Origin of the sequence: Roseivivax sediminis, from assembly GCF_900112685.1 — a bacterium.
GTDB lineage: Bacteria > Pseudomonadota > Alphaproteobacteria > Rhodobacterales > Rhodobacteraceae > Roseivivax > Roseivivax sediminis.
This window is the reverse complement of sequence record NZ_FOMS01000005.1, coordinates 220378-246352: the sequence shown is the minus strand read 5'-3', so window position 1 is coordinate 246352 and position 25975 is coordinate 220378. Positions and strand designations below refer to the sequence as shown.

Genomic DNA, 25975 nt, shown 5'->3' with positions numbered 1-25975 from the left:
AAATTCCGCGATCACAGGTCTTCCGCCATCAGCCGGTCCAGCGCGGCTTCGAGGCCATGGAGATGGGGACCGAGCACGATTTCCAGCTTCTCCTGGTACGCCGCCGCCATCGGCAGCAGCTCGCCCATCAGCGCCCGCCCGCCATCGCTCAGCGACAGGCGCACCAGGCGCCGGTCGTCGGCGTTCGGAACCTTGGTGACATGGCCTGCCGCGACGAGTCGTGATGCGGCGCGGCTCGCCTTCGACTTCTCCAGATGCACGCGCGCCTCGAGATCGCGGATCGAGACCTCGCCGGCATCGGCAAGATGTACGAGGATGCGCCATTCGGCGACCGAAATGCCGAACTCGGCCTTGTAGCGCCGGGCGAGTCCCGCGCTCAGATGCGCGCCCGCCACGGTCAGCCGGTAGGGCAGGAAGCGCGCCAGGTGAAAATCGGGCAGGTCCTTGCTCACGGGGAGTGTCCCGGTCTTGTCCTCGGCCCTTGATTTCCCGAATTCGTCTCGAATGCAACGGTTTCTTGACCTCGTTGCGTATGCAACGAATACTGCCCGCACATCGAATCGTGCCGGCCTCAGCCGGGAGGGAGAGGGTCGATGACATCACAGGAGCTTCCGAACGGTATGGTGCGCGCAGCCGGAAGCGGCGGCACGACCGAGGGCTACATGCCCGGCTTCAGCAACGACTTCGAGACCGAAGCGCTGCCGGGCGCGCTGCCTCAGGGCATGAACAGCCCGCAGAAGTGTAATTACGGCCTCTACGGCGAGCAGCTGTCGGGCACCGCCTTCACCGCGCCGAGCCACCGGAACGAGCGCACGTGGTGTTATCGCATCCGCCCCTCGGTGAAGCATTCCGGGCGGTACCAGCGCATCGATCTTCCGTACTGGAAGAGCGCCCCGCATGTTCCGGAGGGTGTCACGAGCCTCGGCCAGTACCGCTGGGACCCGATCCCGCATAGCGAGGACGCGCTGACCTGGCTGACCGGCATGCGCACGATGACCACCGCGGGCGACGTGAACACGCAAGTGGGCATGGCGAGCCATGTCTATCTCGTGAACGCCTCGATGGAGGACGCCTATTTCTATTCGGCGGACAGCGAATTGCTCGTCGTGCCACAGGAGGGGCGGCTGCGCTTTTCGACCGAGCTGGGGGTGATCGACCTCGCCCCGCAGGAAATCGCGATCCTGCCGCGCGGGCTTGTCTACCGGGTCGAGGTGCTGGAGGGGCCGTGCCGGGGGTTCGTGTGCGAGAATTACGGCCAGAAGTTCGACCTGCCGGGGCGCGGGCCGATCGGGGCCAACTGCATGGCCAACCGGCGCGACTTCAAGACGCCGGTAGCGGCGTTCGAGGATCGCGACGTGGCCTCGACGCTCACCATCAAGTGGTGCGGGCAGTTCCATGAATGCGAGATCGGGCACAGCCCGCTCGACGTCGTCGCCTGGCACGGCAATTACGCCCCGGTGAAGTACGACCTGAACACCTACTGCCCGGTCGGCGCGATCCTCTTCGATCATCCCGATCCATCGATCTTCACGGTGCTGACGGCGCCCTCCGGTGTGGAGGGCACCGCGAATATCGACTTCGTGCTCTTCCGCGAGCGCTGGATGGTCGCCGAGGACACGTTCCGCCCGCCCTGGTACCACAAGAACGTCATGTCCGAACTGATGGGCAACATCTACGGCCAGTACGACGCCAAGCCGCAGGGCTTCGTTCCCGGCGGCATGTCGCTGCACAACATGATGCTGCCGCACGGGCCCGACCGCGAGGCTTTCGAGAGCGCGTCGAACGCCGAGCTGGCGCCCGCCAAGCTCGACAACACGATGTCGTTCATGTTCGAGACGCGCTTTCCGCAGCATCTGACGGAGTTCGCCGGGAGGGAGGCGCCGCTGCAGGACGATTACGTCGATTGCTGGGACGGGATCGAGAAGAAGTTCGACGGAACGCCGGGGGTGAAGTGAGGGGCCGGAATGGGGGCTCCGCCCCCGTCGCCTGCGGCGACTCCCCCGGAGTATTTCGAACGAGAAGAAGCAGGGGCGCGCGGCTGCAGGAGTGCGCATGGGCCTGATGCGAAGCTGGGTGGAGAGCGCGAATTCCACCGGGACCGACTTTCCGCTGAACAACCTGCCCTGTGGCGCCTTCGCCGTGGGGGCGGGCGCGCATTGCGGGGTGGCGATCGGGGCGATGATCCTCGATGTGACGCGGCTCGAGGCGGATGGACGGATCGAAGTGGAGCCGGGGGCCCCGGCCGTCTTCTCGGGTGGCGACTGGACCGCGTTCATGGCGCGCGGCCCCGCGGTCTGGGCGCGGCTGCGCGCGGCGCTGACCGAGATGCTGGCCGAAGGCGCGCCGGAGGCGGAGACGCTGGACGCGTACCTCGTCCCGCAGGCCGGTGTCCGCATGGTTCTGCCGTTCACCGTGGCAGAGTTCACGGATTTCTACGCCGGAAAGCACCACGCGACCAATGTCGGAACGATGTTCCGGGGGGCGGAGAACGCGCTGCCGGCGAACTGGCTGTCGATCCCGATCGGCTATAACGGGCGGGCCTCCTCGGTGATGGTGTCGGGCACCGGTGTCACGCGGCCGCACGGCCAGCTCAAGGGACCGGAGGACACGCTGCCGCGCTTCGCGCCGAGCGCGCGGTTCGACTTCGAGCTGGAGCTGGGCGCAGTGGTCGGACAGCCGTCGTGCGGAATGGTGAGCGTGGCCGAGGCGGACGAGATGATCTTCGGCTACGTCTTGCTGAACGACTGGTCGGCGCGGGATATCCAGGCTTGGGAATACCAGCCGCTCGGGCCGTTCCAGTCCAAGGCGACGGCGACCAGCATCTCGCCCTGGATCGTGCCGAAAGCCGCGCTGGAGCCGTTCCGCGTCGGGGCGCCGGAGCGCGAGCGCGCGCTGCTGCCCTATCTGCGCGAACCGGGGCCGATGCTCTACGACATCGCACTGGAGGTCGGGCTCGTGCCGGAGGGCGGCGCCGAGACGGTGATCGCGCGCACGAATTACCGCGAGATGTACTATTCCTCGGCGCAGCAGCTGGCGCATCACACGACGTCGGGCTGCCCGATGCGGGTCGGCGATCTGATGGGCTCGGGCACGATCTCGGGTTCCGAGGCGGGCGCCTTAGGCTCGCTGCTGGAGCTCTCCTGGGGCGGCCAGACGCCTCTGACGCTGGAGACCGGGGAGACCCGCAGCTTCCTTCTGGATGGCGACACGGTGATCCTGCGCGGCGCCGCGCAGGGCGACGGATACCGCGTCGGCTTCGGCGTCTGCACCGGAACGATACTGCCGGCCGGGGACCTGCCCGGCTGGGCGACAGAGTAAAGGAGAGATCGCATGGCCAAGGCATTCGCCTCTGCCGGAGACATGGAAGAGAAGACCGTCAGCTTCACGGAAGTGGGCGACGGGCTTTACGCCTTCACCGCCGAGGGCGACCCGAACACCGGCGTCATCATCGGCGACGAGAGCGTGATGATCGTCGAGGCGCAGGCCACGCCGCGCCTTGCCCGCAAGGTGATCGAGTGCGTGCGCTCGGTGACCGACAAGCCGATCAGCCATCTCGTGATGACCCATTACCACGCCGTGCGCGTGCTCGGCGCGTCGGCCTACGGCGCGCCCGAGGTCATCATGTCCGACGTGACGCGGTCCATGGTGGCCGAACGCGGGCAGGAGGACTGGGACAGCGAGTTCGAGCGCTTCCCGCGGCTTTTCCAGGGGCACGAGGAGATCCCCGGGCTGACCTGGCCGACGACCACGTTCAGCGATGGCATGTCCGTCTATCTGGGCAAGCGGCGGGTGGACATCATGCATCTCGGCCGGGCGCACACTGCCGGCGACGCGGTGATCTGGGTGCCCGACCAGGAGGTCATGTTCACCGGCGACATCGTCGAGTATCACTCGGCCTGCTATTGCGGCGACGGGCATTTCGCGGACTGGCCCGAGACGCTGGCGGCCATCGCCTCTTTCGAGCCCAAGAGCATCGCGCCGGGCCGCGGCGACGCGCTCGTCGGCGAGCAAAAGGTCGCCGAGGCCATCGCCAACACGGCCGATTTCGTCGCCAGCACGTACAAGCCTGCGGCCAAGGTCGTCGCCCGCGGCGGCACGCTCAAAGAGGCTTGGGATGCCGTGCGGGCGGAGTGCGACCCCAAGTTCAAGGATTACGCGATCTACGAGCATTGCCTGCCGTTCAACGTTGCGCGGGCCTACGACGAGGCGCAAGGCATCGACACCCCGCGCGTCTGGACCGCCGCGCGCGACAAGGAGATGTGGGCGGCGCTGCAGGGGTGAGCGCCGGGACCGCGCCAGAGGCGCGGCAAACGCTCAGGGGGAGCGTTTGCGGGGATCACGGGCGCAAAGCCCGTCATGACGAGAGGCCCGAGGGCCGGTCGCAGGCCGGCCCCGGCATTCCAAGGGAGGACAACGGGGATGCTGGACGACCGTTACGGCCTGGCGTTCAAGCTCTATCCATACGCCAAGTGCGCCGACCAGGACGCGGGCGCGCCGGTCCGGCATCCGGTCGTCGTGCTCGGCGGTGGCCCGATCGGGATCGCGACCGCGCTCGACCTCGGCCTGCAGGGCATCCCGGTCGTCGTGCTCGACGATCACGAGGGGATCGGCCAAGGCTCCCGCGCGATCTGCTTTGCCAAGCGCACGCTCGAGATCTGCGACCGCTGGGGCGCGGCGGCGCCGATGCTGGGCAAGGGCGTGGTGTGGAACCTCGGCAAGGTCTTCCACGAGGACCGCAAGGTGTTCGAATTCAACCTCCTGCCGGAGGATGGGCACAAGTTCCCGGCCTTCATCAACCTCCAGCAGCCATATTTCGAGCGTTTCCTCGTCGAGCGGGTCCGCGAGGCGCAGACGCAGGGGGCACCCATCGAGATCCGCGGCAAGAACAGGGTCGACGCGGCCGAGGTGCGAGACGACCACGTTCTGCTCGACGTGATGACGCCCGAGGGGCCGTATCGCGTCGCCGCCGACTGGTTGATCGGAGCCGATGGCGCGGGGTCTCCCTTGCGCAAGATGATGGGCCTCGATTTCGAGGGAAGGGTCTTTACCGACAATTTCCTGATCGCCGACATCCGCATGAGCGCCAATTTCCCGACCGAGCGCTGGTTCTGGTTCGAGCCGTCGTTCAAGTCCTCGGGCGCGTCCTGCCTTCTTCACAAGCAGCCGGACGGCATCTGGCGCGTCGACTTCCAGATCGGCTGGGACGTGGACCGCGCCAAGGAGCTGAAGGAAGAGAACATCCGCGCGCGGCTCGACGCGATGCTCGGTGACGGCGTGGAGTACGAGATCGTCTGGTCCTCGATCTACACGTTCCAGTGCCGGCGGATGAAGAGGTTCCGCCACGGTCGGGTCCTCTTTGCCGGTGACGCGGCGCACCAGGTGTCGCCCTTCGGGGCGCGTGGGGCCAATTCCGGCATCCAGGACGTCGACAACCTCGGCTGGAAGCTCGGCCTCGTCGTGGCGGGCAAGGCCCCCGAGAGCCTCCTCGACACCTATTGCGCGGAGCGGTGCCACGGCGCCGACGAGAACATCCTGAATTCCACGCGCTCCACCGATTTCATCACACCGAAATCGGCGATCAGCCATCTTTTCCGGAACGCGGTGCTGGACCTGGCAGAGCGGCACGCCTTCGCCCGGCCTCTGGTGAACTCGGGCCGGCTGTCGGTGCCGTGCAGCTACGACGCCGGGCCGCTCAACGGGGCAGATGCGCTCACCGGTGGCCCGGCGCGGACGCGGCCCGGTGCGCCATGTCCCGACGCGCCAGTCGCAGATGGCTATCTGCTGGAGCGGCTCGGCACCAATTTCACCCTCCTGACGATCGACGCGGACGCGCCGGAGGCGGTGGAGGACGGCGGCATCACCGCGACGCGCCTGGCGCTGTCCACCTCGGAGAGCCCCGCCGGCGCGCTCGCCGAGCGCTATCTCGGGGATGCCTCGTCGGGCGTCTACCTGATCCGACCCGACCAGCATGTCGCCGCGCGGTGGGACGTTTTCGAGGCGGACGCCGTTCGCGCGGCCCTGCACCACGCCTGCGCAAAGGAGTGACCGACATGACCCTGACGCTCGATCCCAACCTGTCCGATCCCGACGGCGTCTATTGCGATCTTCTCGCCGCCCACGAAGGGTTGAGCGAGGCGGAAAGCCACGCCTTCAACGCGCGCCTCATCCTGATCCTTGGCAATCACATCGGCGACCGGGAGGTGTTGAAACAGGCACTCGACGCCGCTGCGCGCCCTGACCGCTAGCCCAGCGGCGTCCTACTCGCCCGCGCCCTCGAAGGTCGGCGGGATATGGGCGCGCGTCAGCTCGTCCGCGAAGGTCAGCGCGAAGAGGATGCCGAGGAAGGCGACCGCCACTCCGGCGGAAATCTGGCTTACCACGTCGGCCTTCTGCACCTCCATGAAAGCCAGCGCCACGATGGTCGCGGTGAGCACGGCGACCGCCAGCGGCACGGCCACGGCCAGCCAGCCGTCCAGCATCAGGACAGACACGACCGAGCACGCCATCAGAAGCAGCATCACGAGGGCGAGCCACGCGGCCTTGCGGATCAGGGGGGCTGCGGAGTGCTCTGCCATCACATGCGCCCCACGAGATAGAGCAGCGGAAAGAGGAAGATCCACACCATGTCCACGAGGTTCCAGTAAAGCCCCACGACGTGCAGATGCGCCGTCTCGCGCCAGGCGAGGCGCTCGCCCCGGACCGCGAGGATCGTCCAGCCGATGAGGCCGAGGCCGATGGCCATGTGCACCCCGTGCAGCGCCGTCATCGCCCAGTAGAGGCTGAAGAACATCTCCGCCCCGATGGTCTCCACGGGAAATTCTGGGTGGCCGGGCACGAGGTGGTGGTGGATGTCCTCGTAATACTCGAACCCCTTCACGCCGAGAAAACCGCAGCCCAGCAGCAGCGTCGCGCTCAGACCGAGGACGACGAGGCGCCGCATCTCCGCGTGCCCCGCCCAGACGCTCAGCGCCATGGTCGCGCTCGAACACAGCAGCAGGATCGTGTTGACGACGCCGAGGGTGAGGTTGGTCTCCGCGAGCGCCTGCGCGAAGCCGTCGGGGTAGCGGTACCTGTAGACCGCGTAGCCGAGAAACAGGCCGCCGAAGAAGATCACCTCGGAGGCGAGGAAGATCCAGATCCCCGCCTGCTCGGCGCTGCGCTGCTTGGAGATATCCTCGAACGGTTCGTGCAGGGCCTCGCTCATTCGCGGAACTCCGTCTCGGACCGGGTGGGGAAGTTCAGCTCGCCCTCGCGCGCCGTCGGTTCTTCGTCGGCGGCGTGGTAGTCGTAGGGCTCGCGCGTGACGACCGGAAGGGGGCCGAAATTCTCGCGCGGGGGCGGCGAGGAGGTCTGCCATTCCAGCCCGCGCGCCTGCCAGGGATTGTCCCCCGCCCGCGGCCCGCGCAGCAGCGAGACGCTGAAATAGACGATCGGCATGAGATAGGCGACGGCAAGGATCACAGCGCCGGCCGAGCTCAGCACGTTCCACATCTCGAACTCGGGCGGATAGGAATGGTAGCGCCGCGGCATCCCCATGTAGCCGAGGATGAATTGCGGAAAGAACGTGAAGTTGAACCCGAGGAACATCAGCAGGGCCGCGAGCCGCGCCCAGAGTTCCGAATACATCCGCCCGGTGATCTTCGGCCACCAGAAGTGCAGGCCGGCGAAGAAGGCCGAGACCATGCCGCCGACCATGATGTAATGGAAATGCGCGGTGACGAAGTAGGTGTCGTGCATGTGCACGTCGATCGGGATGGAGGCCAGGAACAGCCCCGTCAGCCCGCCGAGCGTGAAGAGCCCGACGAAGCCGAGCGCGTAGAGCATCGAGGCCTCGAAGGTGATGTGCCCGCCATAGAGTGTTGCCGACCAGTTGAACACCTTGATCGCCGAGGGGATCGCGATGAGGAACGACAGCAGCGAGAAGATCAGGCTCGCATAGGCCGACTGGCCCGACACGAACATGTGGTGGCCCCAGACGAAAAACCCGAAAAGCGCGATGCCGAGGATCGCGAACACCATCGCCTCGTAGCCGAAGACCTTGCGGCGCGAGAAGCAGGTCAGCACCTCGGTCACCACGCCGAAGCCGGGCAGGATCATGATGTAGACCGCCGGGTGGCTGTAGAACCAGAAGATGTGCTGAAAGAGGATCGGATCGCCCCCCTGCGCCGGGTCGAAGAGCCCGAGCGAGAAGAGCCGCTCCATCACCACCATCAAAAGCGCGATGGCCAGTGCCGGGGTCGCGAGCACGATGACGATGGAGGTGGCGTAGAGCGACCAGACGAAGAGCGGCAGGCGCATCCACGTCAGCCCCTCGCAGCGATGGGTGTGCACCGTCACGATGAAGTTGAGGCCGGTGGCGATGGTCGAGAACCCGGCGATGAAAACGCCGAGCGCGGCGAGCGTAACGTAGGAATTGGAATAGAGCGACGAATAGGGCGTGTAGAACGTCCAGCCGGTATCGACCCCGCCGAGCAAGAGGGCGGCCAGCGCCAGCGCGCCGCCGGCGAGGTTGATGTACCAGCTCGCGAGGTTGAGCTTGGGGAACGCCATGTCGCGCGCGCCGATGGCGAGCGGGAGTAGGAAGTTGCCCAGGGTGGAGGGCACCGCCGGCACCAGGAAGAACCACACCATGATCACGCCGTGCAGCGTGAAGAGCCGGTTGTAGGTGTCCGCCGTCACGAGATCACCTTCCGGCGTCGCAAGCTCCAGCCGGATGAAGGTCGCCGCCGCGCCCCCGATCAGGAAGAAGATGATCAGCGTGCCGAGGTATAGGATGCCGATGCGCTTGTGATCGGTGGTCAGCAGCCACGACCGGATGCTGTGCCCGGCGCCGAGATAGTCGGGCTCCTGCTCGATATGGCCGTGTGCGTCGGTCGCGCTCATTGCCCCAGACCCTCCTGTCCCAGCGTGCGGATATAGGCGACGAGCGCCTCGACCTCGCCGTCCTCGAGAATGCCGGTGAAGTTCGGCATGATCGGCTCGAAGCCGGCGGCGATGTCGCGTTCGGGCAGCAGGATCGCATCGCGGATATAGGCGGTGTCGGCCGTCACGATGTCACCGTTCGCCAGCGGCCGGTCGCGGCCGAAGAGGCCCGACAGGTCCGGGGCGTGCACTTGCGATGCCTCCGCGTGACAGCCCGAGCAGCCGGCCTCGGTGAAGAGCCGCGCGCCGGTGGCCGCGAGCGTCTCGCCCTCGGCCCGCGTCTCCAGCCAGGCGGCGTAATCGGCGGGGGTCATCACCGTAACCTCGCCGGTCATCACCGCATGGTTGGTGCCGCAATACTCGGTGCAGAACAGCGGATAGGTTCCCGGCTTCGTCGCCTCGAACCAGACGGTGGAGGTCCGGCCCGGCACCACGTCCTTCTTGATCCGGAAGGCGGGCACGAAGAACGAATGGATCACGTCCTGCGAGTTGAGGAACACCGTCACCGGCCGCCCGGTCGGCACGTGCATGGCGTTGATCTCGCGCACGCCCGAGGGGTGGCGCGTCTTCCACATCCATTGTTTCGCCTCGACGTGGTATTCCATCGCGTCGGGCGGTGCCTCTACGGTGTCGAGCGTGACGGTGGAGGTGTACCAGAAGAAGAACACCGCGAAGAAGGCGGTGGCGGCGGTCCAGAAGATCTCCACCCGCCGGCTTTCGAGCACCGCCACGCTCTTGCGCGGCACGCCGGTCCTGGCGCGGAAGCGCAGCGAGAAGACGAAGATCAGCGCGCCGACCAGCAGCACGATTAAGACCGAGAAGCCGACCATCGTCCAGAACAGCTGGTCGAAGGCGACGGCCTGGGTGGAAGCTTGGTCGGGCAGGGCGGCGCGGTTCATGTCGCTCCTTTTCTGCGTTCGCGGCGCAGCGCGATGGCGATACCGCCGGCGACGAGCAGCGTGCTTGCGATGCCCCCCGCGGTCGCCGCGCGCGCGATGGACAGCGAATATTTCCCGGTGACAGGGTCGAAGCCGTAGCAGGCCAGCGCGATGCGCTCCGCGATCCCGCCGATCCGGCCCTCTCCGGCCTCGATCAGCGCGCGGCGCAGGTCCTCTGGCGCGGCGCGGAAGGCGGGCAGCACGCGGGAGACCTGGCCGTCGGCCGTCAGCACGTAGCGGGCGGAAGGATGGGCGAAACGGTCGTTCTCCGCATCAAAGCGGTAGGTGTAGCCGAGCGCCTGCGTCAGATCCGAGAGCGTCGTCTCGTCCGGGGTTCGTGTGTCGATGCTCTGGGCGGCCAGCGCGCCGGATTGCGCCTCGACGAAGCTCTGCGCCGCGCCCGGGCCGTCGCGCGGGTCGATGCCGACGACGACCAGCGCGTAGTCCGCGCCGAGCGTCAGGCCCGTGCCGGACAGCGTTTCGGCCGTCTGCGCCAGGATCGCATCGCAGAGCGCGCCGCAATCGTAATCCGCGAAGATCAGCACCGTCGGCTGGTCGGTCCCGAGCTCGACGCTTGCGCCTTCGGGCGGATCGGCGCGCACCGTGTCGAGCTCGGCCGGGGTGAGCCCCGCGCGCAGCGGCAGGGCCAGGCAGATCAGCGCGAGGGAGAGACAGACCCGGATCATTGCGCGCCTCCCTCGGCGGGCAGGGGCGCGTAGGCCTCGGCGCCGCGGGCGGCGATCGCCTCCATCGCCTCGGTGATTGGCGTGCGGCCCTCGGCGCCGCTCAGGAGCGCGCGCTGGCGGGCCAGCCATGCCTCGTGATTGGCGACCGGTTCGGTCTCCAGGCGCGGCGCACCGAGGTCGGACGGCTGCGGGAAGGAGGACGGGCGCGCGCCGCCATAGGTCAGCGTGATCACTCCGACCACGGCGCCGACGAGCACGAAACCGGCGACGATCGTGATCAGCACCCAGCGGACCGGGAAATCGGGGGTCCTGAGTTCATCCATTTCCGGCCCTCCGCTCCAGCAGCGGCCAGATCAGGCCCGCGACCGCGCCCAGCACCGCCGCGGCAGCGACGAGCGCGACGTGCATCCCGCCGCCCTCGGTCAGCCATAGCATGTGCAGGAAGACCGCCGCGGCCATGCTGCCGCCCACGGCCCGCAGGGCCCGCGCCGATCCGCGCCGGTGCGTGGCGATCAGGGTCCCGAACGGCAGCAATATTCCGAGCAGGAAGGCCGCGACGATGACGAAGGTGCCGATGCCGTCGGTACGCGCGCCGAACCATTCGGCCTTGTAAGGCAGGTTTCCCGACCAGCTGACGAGAAACTGCATCGCCGAGAGGTAGAAGGTCCCGAGGCAGGTGGCGAGCATCAGCCCGCCCCAATCCGCCACCGCCCGCGGCGTCGCGGTGTCCAGTCCCCTTATCGCGCAGACCGCCAGCGCGAGGCCGAGCTGCATCGCCGCCAGCAGCATCCCGAACGCGGTCGACAGCATGTGCGGATCGCGCGACAGGATCCAGTCGAGCCCCGCGATCCCGACGGTGATGCCGTAGCCGGTGAGCAGCAGCGCCGAGACCGGCGCGCCGGGCCGGCGCGGCGCCAGCCAGCCGATCAGCGCCCAGAGCGCGAGCATCACCGCGCCGCGCAGCCCGAACGACCACGGCACGAGGTAGATTTCGCCGCGCAGCCCCTCGCTTTCGTGCCACCACGGGTAGAGGATCGGGCCGCACAGGAACACGATCGGCCCCAGCACCGCGACGAGCGGCGTCATCCGTGACAGCGCCGGCAGCGTCGCGCCGCCCGCCAGCGGCCACACCCCGCCCGTCAGTTGCGCGATCAGTAGCCAGACACCCGCGCCGATGCAGGCCGACAGGCACGTCACCCACGCCACGAGGAAGCCCGAGGCGAGCGCCGCCGGCTCGAAGATCCCCAGGATCACCGCGAGGATCGCCGCCGGCACCGCCAGTGCGGCCATCCGCATCGGAGTGGCGCGGGGCACGCTCGGAACCTCAGCCATCGGCGCCTCCCACCGGGACGAGCGCCCGCGCGGGGTTGTCCTCGGCCACGTCCGGCTCGGCCGCCTGCAGCGCGCGGATATAGGCGGCGATGGCCCAGCGATCGGGGGCCGGCACGCGGTCGTCGTATGGAAACATCACGCCGTAACCCTCGGCGATCACGCGCACGAAATGCTCTGCCGGGGCGTCCCGCAGCCGCGCGCTGAGAAGCGAGGGTGGTTGCGGGAAGCCGCGCTCCACCACGCGGCCGTCGCCGGCGCCGGTCAGGCCGTGGCACGGGCTGCAGAAGATGTCGAACCGCTCACGGCCGCGGGCGAGCAGCGCGGCGTCCACCTCGGGCGGTGTCATCTCCGCGCCGGGCGCGGGCGCATCGCGGCGCACGACGCCCTCGGGCCAGGGGCGCGCGGCCGCGTCGTCGGCCCAGATCGCGCTCGTCTCCCACGCCTCCAGCTTGGGCTGGTCCGTCAGGGAAGAGTCCTCCTCCCGGCAGGCGGCGAGCGCGGCGAGGGCGAGAAGGGCGAGGGGCAGGCGGTTCATCCGTCCACCTCCACGATGCCCTGCAGCCCGGAGAGCTTCGACAGGCGCAGTCGGTCGGGCGCCGCTGCCTCCGGCACCGACAGGTAGAGCGTGTCGTCGGTCGCCGCCTCGGTCTCTGCCGTGGCGAAGAACGGGTGGTTGAGGCGCGGCAGCCCGCAGCGCCGGATCATCGTCACGAAGCCGGTGACGGCCGCGCCTAGGATCGCCATCTCGAACGTCGCGAACCCGAAGGCGGGCCAGGAAAACAGCGGCCGCCCGCCGATGTCGAGCGGGTAGAACCAGACCGCCGACCAGGCTTGGAACGCGAAGGTCGCGGAGGCCGCGAGCGCGCCGCCGATCAGCATTGCCCGGCGCACGCCCGGGCCATCGGGTTCCAGAGCGTTCTCGATCTCTGGCACCCGCCAAGGCGTGTGCGCATCCAGGCCGGTGACGCCCTCACCCCTGAGGCTCCGCACTGCCGCGACCATCGGCGCGACCTCGGTGAAGACGAGAAGGAGCTTGCGGCTCATGTGCGCTTCTCCTCGCCCAGGTGCTCCTTCATCTCGTGGGCGGAGATGGCGGGGATCACCCGCAGGAACAGCGTGAAGAGCAGCGTGAAGAAGCCCAGCGTGCCGAGAAACAGCGACCAGTCCCAGAAGGTCGGCCAGTAGAACGACCATTGCGAGGGCAGGAAGCCGCGCGCGGGCGGGATGACCGTGATCACCACCCGCTCGAACCACATGCCGAAATTGATACCGATGGCGATCAGGATCGTCGCCGTGAGGTTGGTGCGCATCTTCGGGATCCAGTAGAGCTGCGGGAAGATGCAATTGCCCAGCAGCATCGCCCAGTAGATCGGCCAGAAGTCGCCCCAGAGCTGGTCGGCCACCACCCGCTGTTCGGCGTGCTCGCCCGAGTACCACGCATAGAACCACTCGGTTGCGTAGCTGACGGTCATGATCAGCGACCCGGTCAGGAGGATCTTGCCCATCACGTCGAAATGCCGGTCGGTGATCATGTGCGCGGCATTGAGCGCGCGCCGGAAGATCGCCGCGAGCACGACGACGACGGCAAAGCCCGAGAACATCGCGCCGACGACGAAATAGGGCGGGTAGATCGACACGTTCCAGCCCGGCGCGATGCCCGCGGCGTAATCCATGCCCACCACCGAGTGCACGGAGACGACGAGCGGCACGCCCATCGCCGCCATCGCGCCGTAATAGCTCTGCCAGATCTTCCAGTGCCGCGCCGACCCGCGCCAGCCGAGCGCGAGGATGCCATAGGCGATCTGCGCGATCTTGCCCTTGGCGCGGTCGCGCATCGTGGCGAAATCGGGGATCGCGCCGGTGTACCAGAACATCAGCGAAAACAGGATGTAGCTGGCGATGGCGAAGAAGTCCCACACCAGCGGACTGCGCCACTGCGGCACGAGGCCGAGCGTGTTGGGATAGGGCACCAGCCAGTAGAACAGCCACGGCCGCCCGAGGTGGAAGATCGGGAAGAGGCCGGCGATGCAGGCGGCGAACAAGGTCATCGCTTCGGCGAATCGGTTGATCGAGGTGCGCCAGTGCTGCCGGGTCAGCAGCAGCATCGCGGAGATCAGCGTGCCGGCGTTGCCGATGCCGATCCACCAGACGTAGTGGACGAGCGCGAACCCCCAGACGTTCGAGGTGTTGATCCCCCAGATGCCGATGCCGCCGGTCACGAGCACGACGAGGCTGACGACCATCAGCCCGGTGAGGGCGAGCGAGACGACGAGGCAGATCCACCAGATCCGCCCGGGCCCCCGCTTCAGGATCGGGTCCGCGACATCCGCGGTGATCGCGCCGGGGCGCGCGTCGGGGATGTAGGCCTCGCTCATGCGCCCTCGTCCTCTTCGGCGCCGGGGGCGACGCGGGCCAGGTAGGTGGTGCGAGGCCGGGTGCCGAGATGTTCAAGGAGCGCGTAGTGGCGCGGATTCTCCTTGGCGCGGCTCACGGCGCTTTCGGGGTCGGTGACGTCGCCGAAGGTGATCGCCTCGGCCGGGCAGGCGGACTGGCAGGCGGTCACGACCTCACCGTCCGCGATGGGCCGGTCCTCGCGCGAGGCGGCGTGGTTCGCGGCCTCGATGCGCTGGACGCAATAGGTGCATTTCTCCATCACGCCGCGGCCGCGCACGCTGACGTCGGGGTTGCGCATCGCCTGCAGCAGGTCGGCGCCGAGATCGGCATAGGCCTGGCTGTCGGAATAGTCGAAGAAGTTGAACCGCCGCACCTGGTAGGGGCAGTTGGCCTGGCAAAAGCGTGTGCCGACGCAGCGGTTGTAGACCTGCGCGTTGAGCCCCTGTTCGTCATGGACCGAGGCGGCGACCGGGCAGGCAGGCTCGCAAGGGGCCTTTTCGCAATGCATGCAGGGCACCGGCTGGAAGCCGCGCCGATCCTCGCCCGGCAGATCGTAGGTGTCGATGCGGATCCAGTGCATGTGCCGCCCGCGCGCGACCTCTTCGGGGCCGACGACGGGCACGTTGTTTTCCGACTGGCAGGCGATCATGCAGGCGTTGCAGCCCGAGCAGACGTCGGTGTCGATCACCATGCCCCAGGACGGGCTGTCATGGTCGCGCTCGCGGTAGAAGCTGGCCGGCTGGTGGTGCTCGCTTTCGAGCCCGGCCTCTGCATCGGTGACGCTGCGCAGAAGGTCGCGGTCGTGCTGGCCGAACTCGCGCTGCGTGCGGATGAGTTCGGCGCCGCCGTCGACGCGCTCCACGTCCACGCGGGGGCCGAGCGGGGCGGTGTTCATGCCGACGCCGCTGCCGATGGCGCCGGCGGCCTTGCGCCCGTAGCCGAGAGTGGTGCCCACAGTGCCCTCGGCCTGACCCGACAGGATGACCGCAGGCAGGCGTGCGAAGGTGCCTCCGCCGCGCAGGACCACGGTGTCGCCCTCTTCGATGCCAAGTCTTTCGGCATCGACGGGCGCGAAGCTGGCGGCGTTGCCCCAGACCTGTTTCGTCAGCGGCGCGGGGCATTCCTGCAGCCAACCGTTCGGCGCGTATTCGCCGGACAGGACGGAGGTCGAGAGCTGGCGCACATGCGCGAAGGCGCCGTCGGGGGTCTCGGAGACGGCGGTATCGGCCGGCCAGTCCGGGGACACGGTGCCGACGGGAAAGCCCTCGATCACGCCGCGGCTGAGCGCCTCGTGCCAGCGTGCATCGAAATCCTCGCCCCACTCTGCGCGCCAGGTCTCCTGCACCAGCGCGCGGGGGCCGGTGCCGGTGCGCCCGCGCAGCATCTCCACCACCTCGTGGGCGGAGCGGGTCTCGTGCAAAGGCTCGATCAGCGGCTGGACGAGCGCGGCGCTTCCGTCGAGCGCGCGCAGGTCCGACCAGTCCTCGAGCGGATGGTGCAGCGGGCCGTGCAGCGCCGCCATCGCCGCCGTCTCGTCCCGGCGCTCGCCGAAATGCAGGATCTCGATGTCGCGCGCGGCTTCCTCGAAGGCTTCGCCGAGGGTGTAGGCGGGGTTGGCGCCCAGGACCACCAGTCGTTCCACCTCGCCCGAGGCGATGGCGTCGGTCAGCGCGCCGGCGTCCTCCTGCGCGAGCGAGGGCCAGCGCCAGGCGGGTGCGAGTCGCGCGAGCGGCGCGTCGAGCGTGCGGTTGATCTCGTCGATGAGCGCCTGCGTCTCGATGGGCAGGTCCGGTCCCGGCAGAACGACCGCACGGCCGGGTGCGGCAGAAAGCGCCTCGGCCGCGCGGGCCACCGGCGCAGGTACGTCGCTGCCGCCGTCCAGCGCCGCGCGCAGGGCCTCGGCGATGCCGGGCAGATCCTCCGGCCGGACCGCCATGCGGTAATCGGCCTTGGTGCCGGTGAGAGTCGGTACCGGCTCGAACGCGAAGAGGCGGGCGGCGCTGCGCCGATTGCGCCGGCTGCGCGACCAGCCGCGGGTCAGCGCCACCTGTCCGGGCCCGGGGCCGAGCGGATCGGCGCCGAGCGTGACCACCACATCGGTGCGGTCCCAATCGGGCCAGAGCTGCATCCGGTCCATCGCGCCGGGGCCGGCCTGCACCTCAAGCGCCGGCTGCGCCGGCCGCTCGGTGAACCAGCGCAGGCCCGGCACCTCGTCCAGGAGCGCGCCGATCTGGCGGGCCAGTGTCGGCGAGGCCACGGGGCCGGTCAGAAGCGCCGTGCCGGGCCCGGCCGCGGCGCGCAGCCGCTGCGCAGCCGCCGACCATGTCACCGGCGCCTGGCCCGCGATGGGGCTGGTGGAGCGCGAGGGATCGAAAAGCGCGAGCAGCTCCGCCTCCGCGAAGACGTCCGTGCCTCCGAGGCTCGCCGGGTGGTCGGGGTTGCCGTGCACCTTGGTCGGCTTGCCCTGGTGGCTCTCCACCAGCACGCCGCGGGCGGCGCCCGCCAGCGGCAGGGCGGTGGCGAAGAACGCGGCGTCGCTCGACGCGCCGCTCTCGGGCATGTCCACATAGGGCAGCATCTGTTCCTGCGGGCGGCAGCCTGTGGCAAGTGCCGCGGCGCCGGCGGCAAAGAGCTTCAGCGCCCCGCGGCGGTCGACGCCTTCGGTGCCGGTGCGAAGATCCGGGGGCGCGCTCATCGGTGGCATGTGGTGCAATCCGTCAGGTTTCCGGCCTCGATATCGTAGTCTCGCAAGAGCGCATGGATCGCCGCGGCGTCGATCTTGGCACGGCGGGTCGGCATGGGGGCGAAGATCTCCTCTGGCGGGCTGAGATTCGGGCCGGGGTCGCGGTGGCAGTCGAGGCACCAGCCCATCGTCAGCGGCGCCTCCTGGCCGATCAGCCGCATGTCGCCCACGGGGCCGTGGCACTGGGTGCAGGCGACGCCGTTGGTCACGTGGGTCGAGTGGTTGAAGTAGACGTGGTCGGGCAGGTCGTGGACGCGGTTCCAGCGCAGACGCTCGCCGGTGACCCAGCTCGTGCGGATCGGCTGGAGCATCTCTTCCTCGGACCACAGGCGGCTGTGGCAGGTCATGCAGGTCTTGGTGGGCGGCAGGCCGGCGCTCGCCTCCTCCGTCACCGACGTGTGACAGTAGCGGCAGTCGATGCCGACCTCGGAGGTGTGGTGGCGGTGGCTGAAGGCGACCGGCTGGTCGACGATGCGGTCCTCGCCGGTGACGTAGTCGGTCCAGCGGAAGAAGATCAGCGTGGCCAGGATCAGCACCGGGACGATCACGAGCGACGGGAGCGCGATGCGCGCGGCCGTGTTCGCTCCTCGCCCGAAGATCTGGCTCATGCGTGTCCCTGCTGGCTCTTATTGTGACTCCCGAGCTAACAAATCGGCGTGAAAATGGTTGCAAACGGATTGAATTTTTTCTCGCGTAGGCAGGTGGAGCGGGCGCGCTGTGGTGCGGGTTCGAAAATCGCCCGCTCGAACGACGATCCAGTGGCGAGTGGACGCCGAAGGCCGCCGCGCATCGCCGGGCCGCCCCCCGGACCGGCGATTTGGGGACGCTTGGCGCGATGCTCTGAGGTCTTGCCGAGGTGGCCGGAATAAAGCGCGCCGCTCTGAGACCCGGACCGCGGCCCTGCGCTGCGCGGCTCCCGCGTGGACACAAGCCCGTCGGGCCACCGTGCATCGCGGGACCGTGGCCCGACGCTGCGCAACTCACGCCACGAGGCGACCGGCGCGGCGTCCCTTACTTCGCGGTCAGCCGGGTCACGCCGACGGCGGCGGCCCTGGCAAGCTCGGGATCGAGCGACATCGGGATATACTCGCCCCGGCGCCAGAGCTGGCCGAGATCGTCGTAATGGCGCGACAGGAAATGCCCCGACTGTCCCGTCGAGTTGATGAAGACCGACGAATCCGGATCGGCGAAGTCGTAGACGCCGCGATAGCCGGCGCCGTGCACGTTGAGGAACGGTTCGGGATCCTGCCCGGAGGTCCGCCCGCGCTGCAACGTGTGATCGCCGCCCGAGGTCGACTGCCGGATGTTCACGAAATACCGCAGCACCGGCACATCGCCCAGAACCGGATGATCGTGCGTCGCCTGGTGCGCATTGCCCCAGCGCAGGCTTTCGAGCGCGGTACCGTAGGTCTCGTCGATCCATACCAGCGCGTCGTCGAGCGCCAGCCGCGCGATGTCGGTGCAGGTCTCGTCCCGGCTCGACCGGATCACGTTGCACCAGGCCGAGGCCCCGCTCACGTCGCGGAACACCCGTTCGATGAAGAGCGGTTGCACATGGTCGTATTCGTCCGCCAGGGGCCCGAGCTCGTCGCGGATCAGCCGGTCCTGAAGCGCGCGCAGCCAGGCGGCGTAAATCAACGGCTCGGGCATGTGCTCGTTCATCTCGCCGTTCCAGTCCGCCAGGAGGCTCAGCGCCTCGGCGCGGCGGCGCTCGGGTGTGCCTTCGGCGGCGGCCTCGCCGGTGAACCACAGGTCCGCGCCGATCAGCGGCAGGAGCGTGCGCGCCGCCGGCGACACGGTGTCGAGCTGCGCCTCGATGAAGCTGTCGCGGGTATGCACCTCGCGGCCCTGCATCATCGCGCGCCAGCGCATCACCCGCTGGCTGTCCCCCCATTCATGGCTCATGTGACGTGGGAAGGGCCGGTCGATCACCTTGTTGTTGGTGTTGCCGACAACACCACCCGCGGGCGCGACGAATTCGGGGTTCTGGTCGTAGGGCAGGCGGCCCTGCCAGCGGTTCGCCTCGACCCAGCCGGGGGATGGCAGGCGCCCCCGGCTCTGATGCCCAGGGTCGCGGCGGGGCATCGTGCCGATGGTCTTCATCGCCACGGTCTCGTCGTCGATCAGCGTGAGGTTCTGGCTCGGCGCGACATAGGCCTCCGACAACTCGATCGCGCTGCGCACGTCCTGTGCCCCCATCAGGCCGACCGCCGCGCTCATCGACGTGTCGCGCCCGGACAGCGCCGTCCAGGACAGCGACATCACGTGCCCCTGCGGCGTGATCGCGCCGAGGTCGTAGACCGATCCGGGCAGCACCGGCCCGTTGTCGGTCCAGCGCATGGTGATGGTGATCGGCTGCGCGTCCTTGATCTCGATGATCGAGCGGCGGGTGCGGAATTCCTTCCACCCGTCCGGCGTGCGGTACTGCTGCGGGTCGTCGGGGTTGAGCTCCTCCAGGTGCAGGTCCTGATCGTCGAGATAGGACGACGTGATCGCCCACCCGAGCTGCTCCGACCGGCCCACCATGATCGCCGGGATGCCGGGAATGGTGCCGCCGATGACTCCGCCCGCCGTCAGCTGCATCCGCGCGAGATACCAGATCGACGGCGCCGTGAAGCCCAGATGCGGATCGCCCGCCAGAAGCGTGCCGCCCGAGGCCGACCTCGACGGTGCGGCCGCCCAGGCGTTCGACGCGCCGGCAAGCCCGCGCTCGGGCAGGGGCGACAGGAACCCGTCCCGCTCCGGCACCGGCTCCAGCGCGGCGGTCCGCGACGCGCCCGGCGCCAGCGCGGCGTATTCCGGCAGCGCCGCCACCCCGTCGCCGGGAATGTCGGGCAGGATGTCGGCCAGCTTGTCCTCGTCCTCCAGCGCCAGCGAGGTGCGCGCGCGCAGCACCTCCTCGGAGAGGTGCCCCGAAAGCTGCAGCGCCATCACCTTGATGACGGCCAGCGAATCCGCCGGCTGCCAGGGCGGCAGGCGCGCGTCGAACAGGAAGAACTCCGGAGCCCCGCGTCCCAGCGACCGCCGGTTGATCTCGTCGATCCGCGCGTTGACACCGGCGGCGTAAGCCTCCAGCGCGTCCAGCGTCTCGGGCGTCTGATGCTCCACCGAGGCGCGCGCGAGGTTGTAGAGATCGAGCCGACGGATCAGCGTGTCGGTGTCGACGGTGCGGCTTCCGAACAGTTCCGACAGCCGCCCTTGAGCCGTGCGCCGCAAGAGCATCATCTGCCACAGCCGGTCCTGCGCGTGGGTGTAGCCCAGCCCGAAATAGGCGTCCCGGTCGGAGCGCGCGAAGATATGCGGCACGTTGGAATTGTCGCGCACGATCTCCAGGTCCGCGGTGATCCCGTCCACGCGCAGCGTCTTGGAATAATCCGGCAGCGACCGCGAGGCGAGGTAATAGACCAGACCGACGCCGATCACCGCCAGCAGGATCGCCAGCGTGGCGAGCCGCAGAAGCCAGCGGAAGACCAGCCGCATTGCCTGTATTCCCTCTCCAAGATCCGCACGTGCGGCGTCGTGCCGGACTACCGCCTCGATGCGGGCTTGCCAAGGGCGGGAGGCCTTGCGACAGACTGGCCCCGAACGGATCGCGGAAGGAGTGACGAATGGCGAAGCTGGCGTTCCTCGGGCTCGGGGTGATGGGCTATCCGATGGCGGGGCACCTGCAAAAGGCGGGCCACGACGTCACCGTCTACAACCGCACCGCCGCCAAGGCCGAGGCCTGGGCGCAGGAGCATGGCGGCGCCCGTGCCGCCACCCCGCGCGAGGCCGCCTCCGGTGCGGATTTCGTGATGGCCTGCGTCGGTAACGACGACGATCTGCGCTCGGTCTGCCTCGGCGAGGACGGCGCGCTCGCCGGCATGGCGGCGGGGGCGATCTTCGTCGATCACACGACCGTGTCGGCCCGAGTCACGCGCGAGCTTTACGATGCCTTCGCCGAGAAGGGCGCAGGCTTTGTCGACGCCCCGATCTCGGGCGGGCAGGCCGGCGCCGAGAATGGGCAGCTGTCGATCATGTGCGGCGGCGAGCAGGCGCATTACGACGCCGCCGAGCCGATCATGTCCGTCTACGCCAAGCTCTGCCGCCGCATCGGCGACAGCGGCGCCGGCCAGACCACCAAGATGTGCAACCAGATCGCCATCGCCGGCCTCGTCCAGGGCCTCTCGGAGGCGCTGCACATGGCCGAGAAATCCGGCCTCGACGGCCGCGCGGTGGTGGAGGTGATCAGCCAGGGGGCCGCGGGCTCCTGGCAGCTGCAGAACCGCTACGAGACCATGCTCGACGACCATTGGGAGCACGGCTTCGCCGTCGACTGGATGCGCAAGGACCTTAACATCTGTCTCGACGCGGCCGACGAGGTCGGCGCCTCGCTGCCGGTCACGGCACTGGTCGACCAGTTCTACAAGGACGTGCAGTCCATGGGCGGCGGCCGCTGGGATACGTCCTCGCTCTTCGCGCGGCTGCGCAAACTGGGCTGAAGACAGCGTCCCCCGCGCCTCAAGAGCGCCCGGCAGCCTCTTCGTCCGGCTGGATAAACCCCGGGGCCCGGGGCAACGCCCCGGCGCCGGTCCGGCCGGTCCGGCCGCACATTGCCCGGACACGATTTGCCATTGTCTTTTGCCGCGCGGGCGGGCTAATGTCGCGATCAGGCCGCGCCGCGCAGACCCGCTGCGCCCGGCCTTCACGAGTTTCGCTGGTGATCGGGTCGCAGACGCCGCGTGCGAAAGGGCCCCCTTGCCAGACCGATCAGGCCCTTATCCCGGGCCATGGAAACCGCCCGGACCGCGCATGACGCGGGCGGGTATCAAACGGGCGCAGGCGCCGGCTCGGACGAGCCGCGCCACGCGTCGGAGAAGAACCGCGATGACGCGCGCACCGAACACGAGGCAGACGCATGTGGGCATTGCCCCGCATCCTGCCACGGCGGCGCGCTTCGCCCTGACAAGACATAGCGACCGTGCCGTCCGCCCCCCGGGGCCGGGCGGCGCGCGCGCGTGCAAACGGACAATATGGCAAAGAAGATGCTCATCGACGCCACCCACGCGGAGGAAACCCGCGTCGTGGTGGTGGACGGCAACAAGGTCGAGGAATTCGACTTCGAATCCGAAAACAAGCGTCAGCTCGCGGGGAACATCTACCTCGCCAAGGTGACGCGGGTCGAACCGTCGCTGCAGGCGGCATTCGTCGATTACGGCGGCAACCGGCACGGTTTCCTCGCCTTCTCGGAAATCCATCCCGATTATTACCAGATCCCGGTCGCCGACCGAATCGCCCTGATGGAAGAGGAAGAGCGGCAGGCCCGCGCCGAGGACGAGGAGGAAAAGCCCAAGAAGCCGACGCGCTCGCGCCGCAGGTCGTCCTCCAAGGCCGAATCCGCGCGTACCGGCGACCAGGTCGCCTCCCGCGACGCCGAGTCGGTCCGCGGGATGGAGACGATCGATCTCGGCGACGGCGAGGAGGGCGACGGGTCCGCTGATCCCGGCGAAGGTCTGTCGCCGATGGAGACCGTGGCCGAAACGCCGGTCGAGGAGCCCGACTCCGGCGGAGATGACGCCGCGGACGCGGCGGCTCCGGCCGAGGACGCGGCGGCGCCGAAGGCGGAAGCGGCGGAAGAGGCCGACGGCGACGACGAGGCGCCCGAGGCCTACGCGGACGGCGGGGCCGAGGAACCGCCGCGCGCCCGCGCCGACGACGACAGCATCGAATCCGTCGCCGATGACGACACCGAGGAGGACATCCGCCCGCCGCGCAAGGCGCGTCCGCGGAAATACAAGATCCAGGAGGTCATCAAGGTCCGCCAGATCCTCCTGGTGCAGGTCGTCAAGGAAGAGCGCGGCAACAAGGGCGCGGCGCTGACCACGTACCTGTCGCTCGCCGGCCGCTATTGCGTGCTGATGCCCAACACCGCCCGCGGCGGAGGCATCTCCCGCAAGATTACCAACGCCGCCGACCGCTCCAAGCTGAAAGAGATCGCGCAGGCGATCGACGTGCCGAAGGGCGCGGGCCTGATCATCCGCACCGCCGGCGCCAAGCGCACCAAGACCGAGATCAAGCGCGACTACGAATACCTGCAGCGCCTGTGGGAGCAGATCCGCGAGCTGACGCTGAAATCCATCGCGCCGGCGAAGATCTACGAGGAAGGCGACCTGATAAAACGGTCGATCCGCGACCTCTACAATCGCGACATCGACGAGGTCTTCGTGGAGGGCGACCGCGGCTACCGCATCGCCAAGGACTTCATGAAGATGATCATGCCGTCCCACGCCAAGAACGTGAAGCACTACGCCGATCCGATGCCGCTCTTCGCGCGGCACCAGGTCGAATCGTATCTGTCGGGCATGTTCAATCCGACGGTGCAGCTCAAGTCCGGCGGCTACATCGTGATCGGCGTGACCGAGGCTCTGGTGGCGATCGACGTGAACTCGGGCCGCGCCACCAAGGAAGGCTCGATCGAGGAAACCGCGCTCAAGACCAACCTCGAGGCCGCCGAGGAGGTGGCCCGCCAGCTGCGCCTGCGCGACCTTGCGGGCCTCATCGTCATCGACTTCATCGACATGGACGAGCGCAAGAACAACGCCGCCGTGGAGAAGAAGCTCAAGGACAAGCTCAAGACCGACCGCGCGCGCATCCAGGTCGGGCGCATCTCGGGCTTCGGCCTGCTGGAGATGTCGCGCCAGCGCCTGCGCCCCGGCATGATCGAGGCGACGACGCAGCCGTGCCCGGCCTGCCACGGCACCGGCCTGATCCGGTCGGACGACAACATGGCACTGCAGGTGCTGCGCCAGATCGAGGAGGAAGGCGTGCGCCGCCGCTCGCGCGAGGTGCTGGTGAAGTGCCCCGTCGGCATCGCCAACTTCCTGATCAACCAGAAGCGCGAGCATATCGCCGCCATCGAGATGCGCTACGGCATGGCCGTGCGGGTGGAGGGCGACCCATCGCTGGTCAGCCCGGATTTCTCGATGGAGAAGTTCAAGACCGCTACCCGCAACGTGCCCGAGGTCGCGGCCCCGGTGGTGGTCGGTGACGCCGCGCTGATGGACGCGATCGATTCCGACGCCGAGGAAGAGGTCGAACCCGACGTCGAGGAGGCGCCGGAAGCCCCGCAGGAGGCCGCCGACTCGGGCGAGGCGGAGCCGCAGGAAACGGTCGCCGCCGAGGACGAGGCGCCCAAGCCCAAGAAGCGCCGCCGGCGCCGGCGGCGCAAGTCCAAGTCCGGCTCGGGCGAAAGCCAGGACGCCGAGGGGCAGGACGCTTCGCAGGAGACGGCCGAGCACGCCGCCGCATCCGGGAGTGCCGACGCGGACAGCCCGGCGGAGACCGAGGCGGCTGCACAGAGCGCTGCGCCCGAGGCGACCGTGACCGAGCCGGAGGCCAATCCTGCGCCGGACGGTTCCACGGAGGCCGAAGCGCCAGCGGTGGTTGATGACAGCCCGGTGGTTTCTGAAAGCGACGGGGCTCCGAGCGCGGAAGAGGTTCCGGCAGAGCCGGCCCCGGCCGCATCGGATTCGCCGGTCGCGGACGCCGATCCTGTCGCCGAGGTCGAGACCCCGGCGGCGGCGGCTGACGCCTCAGAGCCAGACGCGCCGGCCGAGGACGCGACACCGGTGTCGGAGGCAGAAGCCCGCGCGGCCGAGTCCGCCCCAGCGGAGCCCGAGCCGGCGACCGAGGGCGCGGCGACCGAGGAGGCTTCGCGGCACGCGGCCACCAACGGTGCGGGCGACAGCGCGCCGGACACGGCCGAGGAGGACGCGGACGCGTCCGAGGAGACGCCGAAACCGAAGAAACGGGGCTGGTGGTCGCTGGGGCTCTGAGCTCCGGCAACCCCCATGACGCGCGTCGGATCGGCGCGCGTCAGGCCTTGCGGATCGTCCAGATCATCAGGGGGCCGTCCTCGTCCTGGCCTTCCAGCGCGTGTCCGGCCTCCGTGCAGAAATGCGGCACGTCGATGATCGCGGCGGGATCGTCCGTCGTCACCACCAGCACATCGCCGGAGGCGAGCGCCGACAGGCGCTTGCGCGCCTTGAGCACGGGCAGGGGGCAGAGCAGGCCGGTCGCGTCGAGGTCTTGGGTCATGCCTTTGGCCTAGGCCGAATGTGACAGCTTGTCCACGCCCCTGTGACTGCGCCCCGCGTGACGTTGTCGCCGCGATGCCCTAAGCACGGGGCATGTTCGGAATCGAGATCATCGACGCGGGACTCGCGCCCGCGATGTTCGTGGCCCTTCTGGCTGGAATCGTCTCGTTCCTCAGCCCCTGCGTGTTGCCGATCGTGCCGCCCTACCTGGCGTTCATGTCCGGCGTGTCGGTGACCGAGATGCGCGCCGGCGGATCGGCCCGCGCGAAGGCGGGGCTGGCAGCGCTTTTCTTCGTGCTGGGACTCTCGACGGTCTTCGTCCTGCTCGGCTTCACCGCTTCGGCGTTCGGAGCGTTCTTCCTGCAGAACCAGGTCTGGCTGGCGCGCGGTGCGGGCGTGGTCGTGATCGTGTTCGGTCTGCACTTCCTGCACGTCTTCCGCATCCCCTTCCTCGACCGCGAGGCACGGATCGAGACCGGCGACCAGGGCGGATCGGCCTTCGGCGCCTATATCCTCGGCCTCGCCTTCGCCTTCGGCTGGACGCCCTGCATCGGCCCGCAGCTCGGCGCGATCCTGTCGCTCGCGGCGTCCGAGGCGAACGTGACCCGCGGCACCGTGCTGCTCGCGGTCTACGCCGCCGGGCTGGGTATTCCGTTTCTCCTCGCGGCGTTGTTTCTCAGCCGTGCGATGGGGCTGATGAACCGGCTCAAGCCGCACATGAAGGCCATCGAGCGGGTGATGGGCGTGCTTCTGATCGTCGTCGGCCTCGCGCTTTTGACCGGGGCGTTTTCGGCGTTGTCGTTCTGGCTGCTGGAAACGTTCCCTGCGCTGGCGATGCTGGGCTGAGCGCGCCGGCCGCAATCGCGCCGCATTTCGCGCCTTAAA

Annotated in this window: 23 protein-coding genes; 8 read left to right on the top strand and 15 right to left on the bottom strand. The window is 68.8% G+C overall.

Translation table 11 applies throughout. The features are described from left to right. Positions 1-11 precede the first annotated feature (11 nt). Positions 12-452 carry a MarR family winged helix-turn-helix transcriptional regulator gene (locus F3H57_RS10020; protein ID WP_223163033.1) on the bottom strand — a complete coding sequence of 147 codons (441 nt, stop codon included), beginning with the start codon at positions 450-452 and terminating at the stop codon, positions 12-14. Positions 453-593: 141 nt separating this feature from the next. On the opposite strand from F3H57_RS10020, the gene hmgA reads away from it, so the two are divergent. From hmgA to F3H57_RS09995, 5 genes are all read left to right on the top strand, one after another. Continuing rightward, positions 594-1955 (top strand): homogentisate 1,2-dioxygenase, encoded by a 1362-nt coding sequence (gene hmgA / locus F3H57_RS10015; protein ID WP_149755761.1) that lies wholly within the window; start codon positions 594-596, stop codon positions 1953-1955. Positions 1956-2052: 97 nt separating this feature from the next. Then, entirely contained in the window at positions 2053-3318 is a 1266-nt protein-coding gene (gene fahA / locus F3H57_RS10010) for a fumarylacetoacetase (protein WP_149755760.1), read from the top strand. A 12-nt stretch (positions 3319-3330) separates the two neighbouring features. Then, positions 3331-4281: an MBL fold metallo-hydrolase gene (locus tag F3H57_RS10005; protein ID WP_149755759.1), complete on the top strand. Its 951-nt coding sequence runs from the start codon at positions 3331-3333 to the stop codon at positions 4279-4281. A 138-nt stretch (positions 4282-4419) separates the two neighbouring features. Continuing rightward, positions 4420-6045 carry an FAD-dependent oxidoreductase gene (locus F3H57_RS10000; protein WP_149755758.1) on the top strand — a complete coding sequence of 542 codons (1626 nt, stop codon included), beginning with the start codon at positions 4420-4422 and terminating at the stop codon, positions 6043-6045. Positions 6046-6050: 5 nt separating this feature from the next. Further along, positions 6051-6245 carry a DUF2783 domain-containing protein gene (locus tag F3H57_RS09995; RefSeq protein ID WP_149755757.1) on the top strand — a complete coding sequence of 65 codons (195 nt, stop codon included), beginning with the start codon at positions 6051-6053 and terminating at the stop codon, positions 6243-6245. A gap of 12 nt (positions 6246-6257) precedes the next feature. On the opposite strand, the gene F3H57_RS09990 is transcribed toward F3H57_RS09995, so the two are convergent. The 13 genes from F3H57_RS09990 to F3H57_RS09930 form a co-directional block, all read right to left on the bottom strand. Continuing rightward, on the bottom strand, positions 6258-6575 hold the full coding sequence (locus tag F3H57_RS09990; protein ID WP_149755756.1) for a cytochrome C oxidase subunit IV family protein: 318 nt from the start codon (positions 6573-6575) through the stop codon (positions 6258-6260). After that, entirely contained in the window at positions 6575-7204 is a 630-nt protein-coding gene (locus tag F3H57_RS09985; RefSeq protein WP_149755755.1) for a cytochrome c oxidase subunit 3, read from the bottom strand. Before F3H57_RS09985 ends, F3H57_RS09990 begins: the two co-directional genes overlap by 1 nt. Continuing rightward, positions 7201-8883 (bottom strand): cytochrome c oxidase subunit I, encoded by a 1683-nt coding sequence (gene ctaD, locus F3H57_RS09980; RefSeq protein ID WP_149755754.1) that lies wholly within the window; start codon positions 8881-8883, stop codon positions 7201-7203. The genes F3H57_RS09985 and ctaD overlap by 4 nt, the downstream gene beginning before the upstream one ends. Next, complete coding sequence (gene coxB, locus F3H57_RS09975) at positions 8880-9821, bottom strand: cytochrome c oxidase subunit II (protein ID WP_149755753.1); 942 nt, start codon at positions 9819-9821, stop codon at positions 8880-8882. Before coxB ends, ctaD begins: the two co-directional genes overlap by 4 nt. Then, complete coding sequence (locus F3H57_RS09970) at positions 9818-10546, bottom strand: thioredoxin domain-containing protein (protein ID WP_149755752.1); 729 nt, start codon at positions 10544-10546, stop codon at positions 9818-9820. Before F3H57_RS09970 ends, coxB begins: the two co-directional genes overlap by 4 nt. Beyond that, a complete protein-coding gene (locus F3H57_RS09965) occupies positions 10543-10869 on the bottom strand; it encodes a hypothetical protein (protein ID WP_149755751.1) in 327 nt (108 codons plus the stop codon). Before F3H57_RS09965 ends, F3H57_RS09970 begins: the two co-directional genes overlap by 4 nt. Beyond that, on the bottom strand, positions 10862-11878 hold the full coding sequence (locus tag F3H57_RS22185) for a hypothetical protein (RefSeq protein ID WP_188129650.1): 1017 nt from the start codon (positions 11876-11878) through the stop codon (positions 10862-10864). Before F3H57_RS22185 ends, F3H57_RS09965 begins: the two co-directional genes overlap by 8 nt. Next, positions 11871-12413: a c-type cytochrome gene (locus F3H57_RS09955; protein WP_149755750.1), complete on the bottom strand. Its 543-nt coding sequence runs from the start codon at positions 12411-12413 to the stop codon at positions 11871-11873. The genes F3H57_RS22185 and F3H57_RS09955 overlap by 8 nt, the downstream gene beginning before the upstream one ends. Beyond that, positions 12410-12922, bottom strand: coding sequence for a DUF3341 domain-containing protein (locus F3H57_RS09950; RefSeq protein ID WP_149755749.1), 513 nt, complete (start codon positions 12920-12922; stop codon positions 12410-12412). The genes F3H57_RS09955 and F3H57_RS09950 overlap by 4 nt, the downstream gene beginning before the upstream one ends. Next, positions 12919-14253 (bottom strand): NrfD/PsrC family molybdoenzyme membrane anchor subunit, encoded by a 1335-nt coding sequence (gene nrfD / locus F3H57_RS09945; RefSeq protein WP_149755748.1) that lies wholly within the window; start codon positions 14251-14253, stop codon positions 12919-12921. The genes F3H57_RS09950 and nrfD overlap by 4 nt, the downstream gene beginning before the upstream one ends. After that, positions 14250-16976 carry a 4Fe-4S dicluster domain-containing protein gene (locus tag F3H57_RS09940; protein ID WP_149755746.1) on the bottom strand — a complete coding sequence of 909 codons (2727 nt, stop codon included), beginning with the start codon at positions 16974-16976 and terminating at the stop codon, positions 14250-14252. Before F3H57_RS09940 ends, nrfD begins: the two co-directional genes overlap by 4 nt. Then, on the bottom strand, positions 16964-17623 hold the full coding sequence (locus F3H57_RS09935; RefSeq protein ID WP_149755745.1) for a cytochrome c3 family protein: 660 nt from the start codon (positions 17621-17623) through the stop codon (positions 16964-16966). The genes F3H57_RS09940 and F3H57_RS09935 overlap by 13 nt, the downstream gene beginning before the upstream one ends. A 403-nt stretch (positions 17624-18026) precedes the next feature. Beyond that, positions 18027-20495 carry a penicillin acylase family protein gene (locus F3H57_RS09930; protein ID WP_149755744.1) on the bottom strand — a complete coding sequence of 823 codons (2469 nt, stop codon included), beginning with the start codon at positions 20493-20495 and terminating at the stop codon, positions 18027-18029. A gap of 128 nt (positions 20496-20623) precedes the next feature. On the opposite strand from F3H57_RS09930, the gene F3H57_RS09925 reads away from it, so the two are divergent. Continuing rightward, the gene (locus F3H57_RS09925; RefSeq protein ID WP_149755743.1) at positions 20624-21496 is read left to right on the top strand and encodes an NAD(P)-dependent oxidoreductase; all 873 of its coding nucleotides are present in this window, start codon (positions 20624-20626) and stop codon (positions 21494-21496) included. A 531-nt stretch (positions 21497-22027) separates the two neighbouring features. Beyond that, the gene (locus F3H57_RS09920) at positions 22028-24829 is read left to right on the top strand and encodes an Rne/Rng family ribonuclease (RefSeq protein WP_149755741.1); all 2802 of its coding nucleotides are present in this window, start codon (positions 22028-22030) and stop codon (positions 24827-24829) included. A 40-nt stretch (positions 24830-24869) separates the two neighbouring features. On the opposite strand, the gene F3H57_RS09915 is transcribed toward F3H57_RS09920, so the two are convergent. After that, positions 24870-25091 (bottom strand): sulfurtransferase TusA family protein, encoded by a 222-nt coding sequence (locus F3H57_RS09915; RefSeq protein WP_149755739.1) that lies wholly within the window; start codon positions 25089-25091, stop codon positions 24870-24872. Between the two features lie 92 nt (positions 25092-25183). Here F3H57_RS09915 and F3H57_RS09910 point away from each other — a divergent pair, with 92 nt between their 5' ends. After that, the gene (locus F3H57_RS09910) at positions 25184-25936 is read left to right on the top strand and encodes a cytochrome c biogenesis CcdA family protein (RefSeq protein ID WP_149755738.1); all 753 of its coding nucleotides are present in this window, start codon (positions 25184-25186) and stop codon (positions 25934-25936) included. The last annotated feature ends 39 nt before the right edge of the window (positions 25937-25975 follow it).